This window comes from Blautia acetica (assembly GCF_038739805.1).
Classification (GTDB): Bacteria; Bacillota; Clostridia; order Lachnospirales; family Lachnospiraceae; genus Blautia.
In genome coordinates this window covers 40,149-53,555 of sequence record NZ_JBBEWO010000001.1, presented here as the reverse complement: position 1 = coordinate 53,555, position 13,407 = coordinate 40,149, and the positions used below count along the sequence as shown (strand labels likewise).

The window sequence follows — 13,407 nt, the reverse complement described above, 5'->3', positions numbered from 1 at the left end:
ATATGATTTCCTGCCTCTTCTTTAGAACGAAAAACAGTGTTGCCGCACGAAGGAATTGCAGCAACACTGTTTTTTATCTTCTTATTTGGTCTTCCAAGTCTTCCATACCATAGGCATCTTCTTCGTAGGTGGCGTCATCTTCGTCAATGCCTGCGTCTTCGTTGGTAATGCCATCTGTTTCCTCGTTGTTGGCCTCTTCTTCCTGTGGGTCTCCGTCACCGAAGCCCTGGTCCAGTATGGTGCCATATGGATTGGACACACCGTCTTTGATGATATCTGTCATCTTGGGCACTCCGTAGAAACCTTCCCAGAGTACGGTTTCTTCGTCTGTCGGCTCGTCCTGATAGATGTTCATGTACGGCAGTACCTCAGACAGAATCGCCTGGGACAGATACTGAGGATACGTACTGGAAGCCTGTTCCTCCACGTTTGGTGTATCTACAACCGTATAGATAATGACTTCTGGCTTATCCAGAGGGGCAAAACCGATAAAGGATACCAGATAGTTTCCCTTTTCCTTTTCATTCAGCTTTTCCGCTGTACCAGTCTTACCGCCCATGGAATATCCCTTGACTTTAGCTGACTTACTGGTACCGCTCTCCACACTCATACCCATGTATTCCCGCACATCTGCAGAAACCTCTTCTGATATGGGCTGTTTTAAAATGGTAGGAGTGATATTTTTCACAACTTTTCCATCTTCATCGGTAATTTCTTTTACCAGATGGGGCTGGTAATAAACACCGCCGTTAATTGCCGCAGACATGGCTGCAATTTCCTGAATCATAGTACAGTTAAATCCCTGGCCGAAAGCTGAGGTAGCCAATTCCATCTCATACATATTATCTTCTGAAAACAGAAGTCCCGTTTCCTCACTTGGCAGGTCAATACCGGTTCTGGTACCAAAATTAAACTTGCTCTGATATTCCAGAAACAGACTGGCCCCCATTTTCCGTCCGATGGCCATCATACCGTCATTGCAGGAGTTCTGAATAACCTCTCCCACGCTTTCCGCCCCATGGCTGTCGGGATAAACAGCGCAACGCACATAGTCCTCTCCGATTTCCTCTCCGCCGTCGCAGACAAAACGGCTGTCTTCCGTAATGGCGCCGGATTCCAGGGCGCTGGCCACTACAATAGGTTTAATAACGGAACCCGGTTCATAGTTCTGGCTGACACAATAGTTTTTCCACATGGCAAACAGAGCTTCTTTTGTCTCTTCATCGTCCATATTTGCGATTTCCAAATCTGTATAACTTCCCGTTAAATCCCTGGGATTGTTTAAATCATACGTTCCCGAACTGGCCATAGCCAGAATCTCCCCGGTATTGGGGTCTTCCACAATGACGGCTATATTTTCCGCGCCCTTTTTCTTAGCATTCTTTTTGTTATTAGGACCGGCAGACAGCGCCCGGTCAAAAGCGGAAATATACTTTTCCACAATCTCCTGAATCGTAGCATCTATGGTAGTGGTCAGATTCTTTCCATTCTCCGCCTCAATAATGGTCTGCTCCAGTGTCTCATTTTCACCCATATACCCAAATTTACGCCCGTTGCTGCCATTTAACGTACTGTTGTAATACCCTTCCAGCCCCCAGGTTGCCGTATCATCTGAGTCGGTAAATCCAATGACATCACAAGCCAGACTCTCCAAAGGATAAATCCGCTTATAGTTTTCTTCAAAGTAAATTCCACGGACGCTCTGGCGACGGGTCACTTCCTCCTCGCCCAGAGCCTTCTTCTCTTCCTCATCCTCCGGAATTTCCAAAGAGGCTTCAAATGCCTTCTTCTCTTCCATGGTAACTTCCTTTTGCAGAATCTGATACTGGCTCGCCTTGGTGTCATCCCCGGTTAAAAGGTCTTCGACTGTATCCTGGTCAATGCCAAAATACTCCTCCAGCGCTGCCTTCGTAGGTTCTTTATACTTTTCCGGGTTCTTGTTAATTTCCACACAGTCCAAAACCAGGTTGTACACCTTCACACTGTTGGCTAAAATAGTACCGTTGCGGTCCGTAATACTGCCCCGCTTAAAAGGAATCGTTGTATTTGTATACTGCTGCTGGGACTGGGACAACACCTGCTGGGTATAACGGTTTCCCGACTTGGCATTGATAATGGTAATTCCTCCCAATAAACTGACTAAAGCCAGCAGAGAACAGCCAAATACCCCCGCCAGCTTTAGTTTCATCTTTTTTGTAAGTTTTCTTTGTCTTGACTCGTCTTTTCTCAATCTTTCACCTGCTTATTCTTCCGGAATATCCTGATACTGTCTTACATAACTGTTGTTTCCCGGAACATAGTATTTAATCTGGTCTTCTGTTGCATACTCCATCCCCAGCTCATTGATGGCACGGTCTCTGATATCATCCAAATCCACACTGCTCATCACATCGCTGTAGTAGGCGTCATTATCTGCTTTCAGTTCATTGAGTTCTAATTCTAATTGCGCCTGTGCACTTTTCTGTGCCGTCAGCTCCGCAGTCAATTTGATATAATGCACGCAGGCACCTGTAGCCAAGGCACACACAAAGGTAAGAAAGGCAATATAACCCTTTCCCATATTTGTACTCTTTGCCCGGTTCTTCTGTACCGTCCTGCTCAGTTTCTTCTTTGGCCGACCAGGTACCTCTTCCAAACGGCGCGCAGCGTTTCCATCTTCAAAGTACGCCCCGCGCTTCTGCACTCTTCTGTTGTCATATTTGTTTCGGTTCCTTGTACTTGCCATGAAACTCTCCCCTTGTCAGGTTATTTCCTGTTACTGTTTCACCCTCTCGAAAACCCGCAGTTTGGCGCTTTTAGAACGTTTGTTATACTCCAGTTCTTCTGCACTTGGCAGAATGGGCTTTCTGGTAATCACTCTCCCTTTTGATTCGTTTCCGCATACGCACACCGGAAATCCCGGGGGACAGGTACACGGATTCTCATTTTTCTTAAAAATAGTCTTTACAATCCGGTCTTCCAGGGAATGAAATGTAATAATACAAATCCTTCCTTCATCATTCAAAAGGTCAATCATATCATCCAGTGTATTCTTCAGCACATCCAATTCCTGATTCAACTCAATTCGGATAGCCTGGAAAGTCTTTTTCGCCGGATGCCCTCCAACTGCTCGCATTTTCATGGGAATCGCCCGTTTGATAATCTCCGTGAGCTCTCCCGTGGTTTCTATGTTCTTTTCCTGTCTTGCAAGACAGATATGCTTTGCAATGTTTTTCGCAAATTTATCTTCCCCGTAATCCCGGATAATGCGGTACAGTTCACTTTCACTGTAAGTGTTCACAATATCCTTTGCGGTCCGGGGATTCCTCTGGTCCATACGCATGTCAAGAGGAACATCTTCTCTGTAGGTAAATCCCCGCTCGCTGTTATCCAGCTGGTAAGAAGATACTCCCAAATCTAAAACAATCCCATCAACTGATGTGATTCCTATCTTTTGTAATTCTTTTTTCATGTTGCAATAATTGCTGCGGACGATGGTTACATTCTCCCTGAATTCCTGTAACCGCTCTCCCGCAGCTCTTATTGCAGCTTCATCTTGATCTATACCTATCAAGCTCCCCTTGGCAGATAACTGCTGACATATCGCATAGGAATGTCCGCCGCCTCCCAGTGTTCCATCAACGTAAGTTCCGTCGGGCTTTACCCTTAAGTTCCCGACTGTTTCTTCCAGTAATACGGATTGGTGTTTAAATTCCATTTTTCTCTCCTAGCATACTCAGATAATAATGCCCATACTCTGCATACCCTCTGCAATGGCATCCATGTCCTCGTAATTGCTGTTTTCCAACCATTTTTCCTTACTCCAGACTTCAATCCTTGTAAGATTTCCAGTTAATACCACATCTTTGTTCAAACCGGCAAATTCCCGCAGCGTTGCCGGCACGAGAATTCTCCCCTGCTTGTCCAGTTCACATGCAGTTGCGCTGGCTACAAAGAAACGTAAGAAGGCTCTTGCATTTTTATCATTAAGCGGTAAAGCTTTCAGCTTTTCTTCAAAGGCTTTCCATTCATCATTGGGATAGATTGACAAACAGCCATCCAGACCCTTGGTCAGTACAAATTCTTCTCCCAGCTCTTCCCGGAACTTGGAGGGAATAATCATCCTTCCCTTTGCATCAATTGTATGACTGTACTCTCCCATGAACATATGAACGACACCTTCTTTCGTGAAGAAACGAATCTCCCCTTCGTCTCCTCCATGGTCCATACGGGGTACTTCTGCCACAAGCCACCCATTTACTACCACTTTTCACCACTTTCTACCACTTATGTGTTCATTCTATACCAAGAATGGGAAATGCGCAAGGGAGAACATATGTTTTTGTGCAAAAAAAGAAGAGAAAAAAGCCCGGAAAATCAAGGTTTTCCAGAAACTTCCATCTCTTCTTTCCCCTACTGCTTTACCATGCAACTCTGGGTATTCATTTGCATGTATTCTTCAATCAATCTGTCCAAAGACTGACTGATATCCAATATTTTTCCGAAACCGGCTTTGGTTTCAATGGCCGTATCAAGAGTTTTTCTTACTTCTTCAATTTTCTCTTTCAGTTCACTCTGGGTCATAGGCACCCTCCTTATACGTTGAAGCGGAATAAAATCACATCTCCGTCCTGCACCACGTACTCTTTTCCTTCCATGCGCACAAGACCTTTTTCTCTGGCTCCTGCATAAGAACCGCAGTCCAGAAGGTCCTGATAATTCACAACCTCCGCTTTGATAAATCCACGTTCAAAGTCTGTGTGTATTTTTCCTGCAGCCTGAGGCGCTTTGGTACCCACCTTAATGGTCCAGGCTCTTGTTTCATCCTCTCCTGCAGTCAGGAAACTTAAAAGTCCCAGCAGACGGTAGCTTGCTACTATCAGTTTCTCCAGACCGGACTGTTTAATTCCCAAATCTTCCAGAAATTCTTTCTTTTCGTCTTCTTCCAGTTCAGAGATTTCCTGTTCGATTTCTGCACACAGGGCAAAAACTTCGCTGCCTGTCTGAGAAGCATATTCTCTTACCTTCTGTACATGAGGATTGGAAGCCCCGTCGTCTGCCAGGTCATCCTCGGAAACATTGGCAGCATAGATAACCGGTTTCCAGGTAAGCAGGTTGTATTCCTTCATGTATAATTCCTGGTCTTCATCTTCCAGTTCCAGAGTTGCCGCAGGCTTTCCGTCTTCTAAATGGGCTTTTACTCCTTTCAGAAATTCCAGTTCTTTTGCCGCGTCTTTATCCATTCTGGCGGACTTGGTGGTCTTTGCAATTCTTCTCTCCAAAATTTCCAAATCAGAGAAAACCAGTTCCAGATTAATGGTTTCAATATCTCTTAACGGGTCGATAGAACCGTCTACATGTACCACGTTTTCATCTTCAAAGCAACGTACTACATGGACAATGGCGTCTACCTCACGAATATTGGCCAGAAACTGGTTTCCCAGACCTTCGCCTTTGGACGCGCCTTTTACCAGACCTGCAATATCTACAAACTCAATGACAGCCGGAGTTACTTTTTTAGACTGGTAAAAATCGCCCAAAAGCTTCAGTCTCTCGTCCGGAACTGCTACGATTCCCACGTTTGGGTCAATGGTACAGAAAGGGTAGTTTGCTGATTCTGCTCCTGCCTTTGTCAGAGAGTTAAACAATGTACTCTTTCCTACGTTGGGAAGTCCCACGATACCTAATTTCATAATAAAATCCTCACTTTACTTTTTGCTTTATCTTCAAATTTTGTCTTTTGACATAATCATTAAGACCTGTCCTTCTGAAAAGGTGACAGACGCTGTTTCTGCCTCTATTTCATTACTGATACCAATGCCGTCTGCATTATCCATGGTATAATCCGTCAGCGGATACTTAAATCCCCGCAAAGTCAGCCCCTTTACACAGTCTCCCATGGAAAAAAAGGAAATATACGTTCCGAACTGCTCCGCTTTTTTCAATTCTGCGGATCGGGAAAGCAGAGTAATTGCATTCTGTTCATCCAGAATCCATGCCTGACAGTTCCGCCTGGAAGCCGTAATCAAAGTTTTCAGGTTTCCCATATAGTGGTCTAACCTTCCTCCCGTAGCGCCCAGAAGAAAAATCCGGTCACTGCCTGCCTTGAAAGCCAGTTCCATGCCGATAGCCGTGTCTGTGGCATCCTTTTCCGGCTGATACCGTTTCACGGAAACATCCGGCTGACTTTCATAATAAGCCAGCACTTCTTTGTCAATGCTGTCGAAGTCTCCCAGAATATAGTCGGGCCGGATATGATTTCTATAGCAGAAATTCAGTCCCCGGTCAATTCCGATAACGCAGTCGGGATGCATGTGTTCTATAACGTTTCGTGCAAACTCCTCCTGCAAACAGCCGCCGCACACTAAAACCGTATCCATTACCCGTTCATCATTCCTTTCAGTTCTTTTACATTGGCTGCAATGTCTCCCTTAAAGACGGCAGAACCTGCCACAATTACATTGGCCCCTGCCTCCAGAACTTCTGAAATAGTGTCTCTGTTTATACCTCCGTCTACCTGAATGTCCAGTTCCAGACCTCTCTTTTCAGCCTCCTGCCGTACCTGACGCACCTTTTCGCTGCAGTAGGGAAGATAAGACTGTCCTCCAAAGCCGGGATTTACCGTCATAATCAGTACCATGTCTGCCAGTTCTATAGCATGCTCCAGCACATTTACAGGCGTTGCCGGATTAATGGCTACTCCTGCCCGACAGCCTTTCTCCTGAATCAGCCGTAAAGTTCTGTCCAGATGGGGGCAGGTCTCTGCGTGTACAGTAATCATATCTGCACCTGCTTTTATAAAGTCATCCACGAGGTGGGTGGGGTCCAAAGCCATGATATGCACATCAAAAAACATATCTACAGCCTTTCTAAGAGATTCTATAACCGGAATCCCCATGGAAATAGACGGTACAAACTGCCCGTCCATGACATCAATGTGAAGCCAGTCTGCGCCTGCTTCCTGTGCCTTTTTTATATCTGCGCCCAGATTGGCAAAATCTGCCGCCAGAATGGATGGTGATAATTTATATTCCACGCCTCCTAATACCTCCTTTTTTCTTCCAGTTCTCTATACATTTCCAGGTAGTTCCCATATCGCTGCTTTCCTATTTTCTCCTGCTCCAATGCTTCCTTCACCGCACAGCCCGGCTCATGGGTGTGGGTACAGCCTTGAAAACGGCACTGTCCTTCATAGGGCTGAAATTCCGGGAAATAATACCGCAGTTCTTCCTTTTCCATATCTTCCACATAGAAAGAGGTAAAACCCGGTGTATCCATGAGATACGTATGTTCCCCCAACGCAATCAACTGAGAGTGTCTGGTGGTATGTCGTCCCCGCCCCAGTTTTTTGCTGATTTCCCCCGTTTCCATCTCAATCCCCGGCGCCAGCAGATTCGTCAGCGAAGACTTGCCCACACCGGAGGGACCCGCCACAGCCGTGGTCTTTCCTTTCAGACGTTCTTTTAAGGTTTCAATGCCTTCTTTTTGGCTGGCGCTGGTAAAGAGCACCTCATAACCACAGGCTTCATAACATTCCCGGATTTGCTGTGTTTCTGCTTCTTCTGCCAAATCCTGCTTGTTTATGCAAATCATCACCGGAATATCCTGCCGCTCCATCGTCACCAGAAAGCGGTCCAACAGTGAGAAATTCGGCCCCGGCTCCTTTGCCGCAAAAATCACCAGCGCCTGGTCAATATTTGCCACAGCCGGACGAATCAGTATATTTTTCCTTGGCAGCACAGCCGTAATACTGCCAGTCCTGTGTTCCCGGTCCAGCACCTCGATCTCCACATAATCTCCTACTAAGGGCTTTAGTTTTTCCTTGCGGAAAATCCCTTTTGCTTTACATTCATACGTTTCTGTATCTTCTGCCGCAATATAATAAAATCCGGCAATTCCTTTTACGATTCTTCCCTGCATGTAACCTACCTTATATTTTTACAACTTTTTATTTATATCACATAATCTGCATACTGTAAATATTATATACTCTTTGAAATTCAAAGGCAAGAAAAAAGAATACCCCTTTTGACGGTCTTCCTGTCAAAAGGAGTATTCTCTGTATTTTCTTTATTCTACTTCTGAAAACTTCAGTTCATAAGACCACAAAGTCTGGTAACTTCCGTCTTCCTGTTGCTCCGCCAGATACAGCGTTCCGCTTTCTACCCCGTCTTTTCCTACAATGCTTCCCACGGAATAATAGCCGCCATTGGAATCAAAATCAATGGGGGATCCTTCCATAATAACGGTACCGCCTTCCTCCTGGTCACCGTCACCATCCTGTACCAGACGAAGCTGTACATTGCCTCCCTGGTAGTTGTCCGGCTTTTTCAGTTTCGGCTCAATAGCTGCCCACTGTCCTGCCTCTACTTTGGTTCCGTCTGTGGTTGTTCCAGTGGAAGAAGAAGCTCCCTCTGTACGAACTTTAATGGTAATGGTAGTTCCCTCTTCTACGCGGTTTCCTGCCTTCGGTGTCTGTGCATACACTTCGCCATAAGCCACATTGGCATCTTCACTGTCGCTTTTTTCCACTTCTACAATCAAGCCCTGGGCTATCAGAGTTGCTTCTGCCTCTGACGCCTCAATTCCCCGTACATTCGGTACTGCTACCATCTTGTCACCTTCACCGGTGCTGACGGTAATTACAACTTCTGTGTCCTTTGCCACAGAAGTTCCTTCTCCCGGATTCAGAGAAATAACTTTTCCCACTTCCACACTGGAACTCTGCTGCTTCTCTACATTGATTTTCAACCCTAAATCCTGCAGAGTAGACTGTACAGAACTCAAAGATTCTCCAACCAGTCCGGATGGAATGGTCACATTAGTGTCTTCTTCCGCCTTTCCGGTGCTGACATAGTAAACCACCTGTGTGTTTTTGTCCACCTGGGTTCCGGCTGCGGGCTCTGTTCTGGTAATCAGCCCTTCTGCTACAGTATCAGAAGCTTCTTCTCCGCCTTTTTTCTTGCCGAGATTCTGGGCATTTAATTCTGTTCCAGCCTCTTCCTCTGTCTTACCTGTCAAATCCGGAACCGTCACTTTGTTTACCGTTTCGTCTGTGGCATCCTGTGCCTGTTCCTTCTGTGTATCTGCGTCATTGTCCTTCTTACTGCCCAGACTTACCAGTCCTGCTGCAGAAGCTACCATGTAAATCAGAATACAGATGATAATACCGCCGATAATCAGTCCACCGATGGTCATGGCTTTTTCCAGCTTGGTATTCACACCGCCGCGTTCGTCATCATCCTCTTCATCTTCTTCGTCATCCTCGTCTTCTTCATCTCTGCGGCGACGCTTCTTCTTTGAGGGCTTTTCGTAGATTTCCTCATCGTCATCATCCTCATCATCGTCGTCTTCTTCATAGAAAGAAGAGGTGTTATATCCGCCGTTTTGAATCTGCTTCATTTCCTCCGGTGTAATCATAATGGTCTGTGCATGATTGCTCAGAGGCGACAGATTGACAAAGCTTCCGTTGGGGTCAATGAGAGAATGTTTCAAATCATTAATCAGTTCAGCCAGGGTGCTGTATCGCCTGTCCGGACTCTTCTGGGTACATTTCAGGATAATCTCTTCCAGACTGTGGGGAAGTTCCGGCACATACTGGGAAGGAGGTACCATTTCGTCCTGCAGATGCTTAATGGCAATGGCCACTGTGGTATCCCCGTCAAAGGGCACTCTTCCGGTTACCATTTCATACATGGTAATACCCAGAGAATAAATATCACTCTTAAAGTCGCTGTATCCGCCCCGTACCTGCTCCGGTGAACTGTAGTGTACAGAACCCATGGCATTGGTGCTGATTGTATTGGAAGAAGCAACTCTGGCAATACCGAAATCCGTTACCTTTACTTTTCCGTCTGTTGAAATAATAATGTTCTGAGGCTTAATGTCCCGGTGTACGATGTTCCGGTTGTGCGCAGCCTCCAGACCCATGGATACCTGAATGGCAATACTGGTCGCTTCTTTAACCGTCAGTCTTCCCTTTTTGGAAATATACTCTTTTAAGGTAATTCCCTCAATCAGTTCCATTACAATGTAATTAATGCCCTGGTCCTCCCCTACATCAAACACATTCACTACATTGGGGTGTGCCAAACCTGCTGCTGCCTGGGCCTCTCTTTGAAATTTCCGGATAAAATTCGTATCTGCGCTGAACTCCGGTTTCAGCACCTTCATAGCGACAAAGCGGTTGAGCTTATGGTCTTTTGCCTTATATACATCGGCCATACCGCCGGAGCCTACACAGCCGACAATCTCATACCGCTCGCCTACAATTACTCCCATATTTAACATACTTCCACCTCTTTTGTGTCTGGCTGTACCAGTACCACTGCTATATTATCTTTACCGCCGTTTTCATTTGCAAGGGAAACCAGGCGCATGCCCGTCTCTCTCAAATCCCTGCTTGTATTTGCAATTCTCCAGATATCATCATCGGAAACCATATTGGACAATCCATCCGAGCAAAGCAGCAAAGTGCTGTTTTCCTTTAAGTGAATATCAAAGAAATCCACTTCCACTTCCGGACCGATTCCCAGCACACGGGTAATAATGTTCTTATCCGGGTGCGTCTTGGCCTCCTCCTTTGTAATTAATCCCCTTCTCACCATCTCCTCTACCAGAGAATGGTCTTTTGTAATCTGAAGAATCTTGTCTTCGATTAAATATAGTCTGCTGTCTCCCACATTTGCTACATACGCATAATCGTCAACGATAGTTACAAGAACCATGGTGGTTCCCATGCCCTCCATCTCCGCATGCTGTTTCGCCTCTTCGAGAACTTTTCGATTTGCTTCTTCCACGGCATTGCGGATAATTTTAATCGGATTTTGATTTTCGTCCTCCAAAATGGTATGCAGTAAAATCTGCACCGCAAAGCTGGAAGCAAAATCTCCCGCCTTATGGCCTCCCATACCATCTGCAACCACGAAGAGATTCGGCAGATTTCCAACCGGTTCCTCAGAAGCAAAAACATAGTCCTGATTCACCTGACGTTTCTGTCCCACATCCGTTACAGAATATGATTTCATCCTACGAGTCCTCTTTCTTATCGATATAACTTTTCCTTAGTTGTCCACAGGCACCATCAATATCTCTGCCCATTTCCCTTCTAATAGTAACATTTATTTGGTATTTTTCAAGTTTATTTTGAAAATTCTCTATAACTTTTTTCTCTGACTGCACGAAATCCCGCTCTTTAATGGGGTTTACGGGAATGAGATTCACATGGCAGTTCAGCCCCCGAATCAGCTCTGCCAGCTCCCTTGCATCCTCCTGGGAATCATTCTTTCCGCCTACCAGACTGTACTCAAAAGTCAGTCTTCTGCCTGTTTTCTCAAAATAATTCCGACAGGCCTCCAGCACTTCTCCAATAGAATACCGATTGGCAATGGGCATCAGTTCCGCCCTTTTCTCCTGATTGGACGCATGAAGAGAAATGGCCAGGGTAATCTGCAGATTTTCCTCTGCCAGATCATACATCCGGGGCACAATGCCGCAGGTGGACACCGTGATATTTCTCTGGCTGATATGCAGCCCGTTTTCGTCCGAAAGCATACGGATAAATCTCAAAAGATTCTCGTAATTATCCAAAGGCTCTCCGGTTCCCATGACCACTACGTTTGACACCCGTTCCCCGGAAATCTGCTGTATCCGGTAAATCTGGTCCAACATTTCCGAAGGCAGCAGATTTCTGGTCCAGCCTCCAATGGCAGAAGCGCAGAACCGGCAGCCCATTTTACAGCCCACCTGAGAGGAAATGCACACGCTGTTGCCGTGCTTGTATTTCATCAGCACACTTTCCACAACATTCCCGTCAGAGAGGGCAAAAAGATATTTCTGGGTACCGTCTATTTTGGATGTCTGCACCTCCAAAGTCTCCAGCGCAGTCAGTACGCACTGCTGTTTCAGCTTTTCCCGAAAAGCCTTGGACAGATTGGTCATCTCCTCAAAGTCCACGGCCAGTTTCTGGTGTATCCACTCATAGAGCTGTTTCGCCCTAAAAGGCTTTTCTCCCAGTGCTGCCACGGTTTCCTTTAATTCCTTCAGACTTTGTGATTTAATTTCTATCTGTTCCATTCTGTTTTCCTCTTCAATCTGGCTATAAAGAATCCGTCGCAGTGATGAATCCCCGGAAGCAGCTGCAGATAGCCTTCTTTTGTAGTTTCTCCCCTAAGTTCCTCACACAGATACGGGTCCAGACTTTCCAGTTCATAGGGATAATGCTCTGTAAACCACTGCACGTTTTCTATATTTTCTTCTGGGGTAACGGTACAGGTACTGTAAATCAGGGTACCACCCGGCTTCACATAAGTAGATGCCTGTTCCAGAATTTTCCGCTGCAGGGCAGCCAGTTCCTGAATACCTGCCTGGCTGATGTTGTATTTAATGTCCGTCTTTCTTCCGATAACCCCAAGACCGGAGCATGGAACGTCTGCAAGAAGAATGTCCGCCTTTTCCAGAGCTTCCGAATCCAGTTCTGTGGCGTCTTTTTCAGTCACTACCACATTGAGGAAATTCTGACGGATAGCGTTTTCCCGAATCAAGTCCGTCTTGGTTCTGCTGATATCCCTGGCGTCCACCCGCCCGGTTCCTTTCAACTTATCCGCGATGCACAGACTCTTTCCTCCCGGCGCCGCGCACAAATCAATCACATAATCCCCCTCCCTGGGGTCTGCAATCTCTGCAACCAGCATGGAACTGACATCCTGTACCTGGATATTTCCCATACGGAACGCCTCTAAGGCAGGAAGATAATCATAATTTTTCAGATAATAGGCATTTTCTACATAAGGCGCCTTTTCTACAAGAACTTTCTGTTTTTCCAGGCTCTCCAGCACCGCCTGCTTATCTACCAGATGTTCTCTTATACGGATAGTGGTAGGACTCTCCTCTAAAAAAGCCTCAAAAATTTTTTCAGACTTTTCAAATCCGTAATCCTTCAGAAAGCGTTCTACCAGCCATATCGGCATAGAATACATCACAGAGAGGTATTCCACGGGCTGACTCTTCTGCGGGAACCGAATACTGCCGTATTCTCTGGCTACCTTTCTTAACACACCGTTTACAAAACCGGTAAGGTTGTAAAAACCTTTTTTTCTGGCCAGCTTCACAGCTTCATTGCACACTGCGCTGTCCGGTACACTGTCCATATACAGCATCTGATACACACCGCTTCGCAAAAGTTCCCGGATAACCGGCTTCATCTTCTCTGTGGGAACAGTAGAATACCGGTTCAGAATATAGTCCAGACGCAGACGGTATTCCAGAGTGCCTTCACAGACTCTGGTAATGAAAGCCCTCTCCTGCTTTTCCAGATACTGATATTTTTCCAGCGTTCCCCGTATTATCAGATGACTGTGCCGTTCCCCTTTGCTGATTTCCAGAAGAATTTCCAGAATCAATTCTCTTAAGTTTACTTTGTTCATCATA

13 protein-coding genes are annotated in these 13,407 nt (G+C 45.9%); all 13 read right to left on the bottom strand.

Going from position 1 to position 13,407, the window contains the following annotated elements; translation table 11 throughout:
• Window positions 1–73: 73 nt before the first annotated feature.
• Complete coding sequence (locus WBS51_RS00245; protein ID WP_173747501.1) at window positions 74–2,188, bottom strand: peptidoglycan D,D-transpeptidase FtsI family protein; 2,115 nt, start codon at window positions 2,186–2,188, stop codon at window positions 74–76.
• 54 nt (window positions 2,189–2,242) lie between these two features.
• Window positions 2,243–2,725, bottom strand: coding sequence for a hypothetical protein (locus WBS51_RS00240; protein ID WP_173747249.1), 483 nt, complete (start codon window positions 2,723–2,725; stop codon window positions 2,243–2,245).
• Between the two features lie 30 nt (window positions 2,726–2,755).
• The gene (gene rsmH / locus WBS51_RS00235) at window positions 2,756–3,697 is read right to left on the bottom strand and encodes a 16S rRNA (cytosine(1402)-N(4))-methyltransferase RsmH (protein WP_291681646.1); all 942 of its coding nucleotides are present in this window, start codon (window positions 3,695–3,697) and stop codon (window positions 2,756–2,758) included.
• A gap of 18 nt (window positions 3,698–3,715) precedes the next feature.
• Window positions 3,716–4,147 (bottom strand): division/cell wall cluster transcriptional repressor MraZ, encoded by a 432-nt coding sequence (gene mraZ / locus WBS51_RS00230; protein WP_173747499.1) that lies wholly within the window; start codon window positions 4,145–4,147, stop codon window positions 3,716–3,718.
• 245 nt (window positions 4,148–4,392) lie between these two features.
• Window positions 4,393–4,563 (bottom strand): aspartyl-phosphate phosphatase Spo0E family protein, encoded by a 171-nt coding sequence (locus WBS51_RS00225; RefSeq protein WP_173747247.1) that lies wholly within the window; start codon window positions 4,561–4,563, stop codon window positions 4,393–4,395.
• A gap of 11 nt (window positions 4,564–4,574) precedes the next feature.
• Window positions 4,575–5,672 carry a redox-regulated ATPase YchF gene (ychF, locus tag WBS51_RS00220; RefSeq protein WP_173747246.1) on the bottom strand — a complete coding sequence of 366 codons (1,098 nt, stop codon included), beginning with the start codon at window positions 5,670–5,672 and terminating at the stop codon, window positions 4,575–4,577.
• A 33-nt stretch (window positions 5,673–5,705) separates the two neighbouring features.
• Complete coding sequence (locus WBS51_RS00215; protein ID WP_173747245.1) at window positions 5,706–6,359, bottom strand: thiamine diphosphokinase; 654 nt, start codon at window positions 6,357–6,359, stop codon at window positions 5,706–5,708.
• Window positions 6,359–7,015, bottom strand: coding sequence for a ribulose-phosphate 3-epimerase (rpe, locus tag WBS51_RS00210; protein WP_294459946.1), 657 nt, complete (start codon window positions 7,013–7,015; stop codon window positions 6,359–6,361). Before rpe ends, WBS51_RS00215 begins: the two co-directional genes overlap by 1 nt.
• Window positions 7,016–7,020: 5 nt before the next feature.
• Window positions 7,021–7,899, bottom strand: a complete 879-nt coding sequence (rsgA, locus tag WBS51_RS00205; protein ID WP_294459944.1) for a ribosome small subunit-dependent GTPase A — start codon at window positions 7,897–7,899, stop codon at window positions 7,021–7,023.
• A gap of 150 nt (window positions 7,900–8,049) precedes the next feature.
• Window positions 8,050–10,269, bottom strand: coding sequence for a Stk1 family PASTA domain-containing Ser/Thr kinase (pknB, locus tag WBS51_RS00200; protein ID WP_173747242.1), 2,220 nt, complete (start codon window positions 10,267–10,269; stop codon window positions 8,050–8,052).
• Entirely contained in the window at window positions 10,263–11,006 is a 744-nt protein-coding gene (locus WBS51_RS00195; RefSeq protein ID WP_173747241.1) for a Stp1/IreP family PP2C-type Ser/Thr phosphatase, read from the bottom strand. The genes pknB and WBS51_RS00195 overlap by 7 nt, the downstream gene beginning before the upstream one ends.
• 1 nt (window position 11,007) lies before the next feature.
• Window positions 11,008–12,054, bottom strand: coding sequence for a dual-specificity RNA methyltransferase RlmN (rlmN, locus tag WBS51_RS00190; protein ID WP_291682095.1), 1,047 nt, complete (start codon window positions 12,052–12,054; stop codon window positions 11,008–11,010).
• A complete protein-coding gene (gene rsmB / locus WBS51_RS00185) occupies window positions 12,042–13,406 on the bottom strand; it encodes a 16S rRNA (cytosine(967)-C(5))-methyltransferase RsmB (protein WP_294459937.1) in 1,365 nt (454 codons plus the stop codon). The genes rlmN and rsmB overlap by 13 nt, the downstream gene beginning before the upstream one ends.
• Window position 13,407 lies beyond the last annotated feature (1 nt).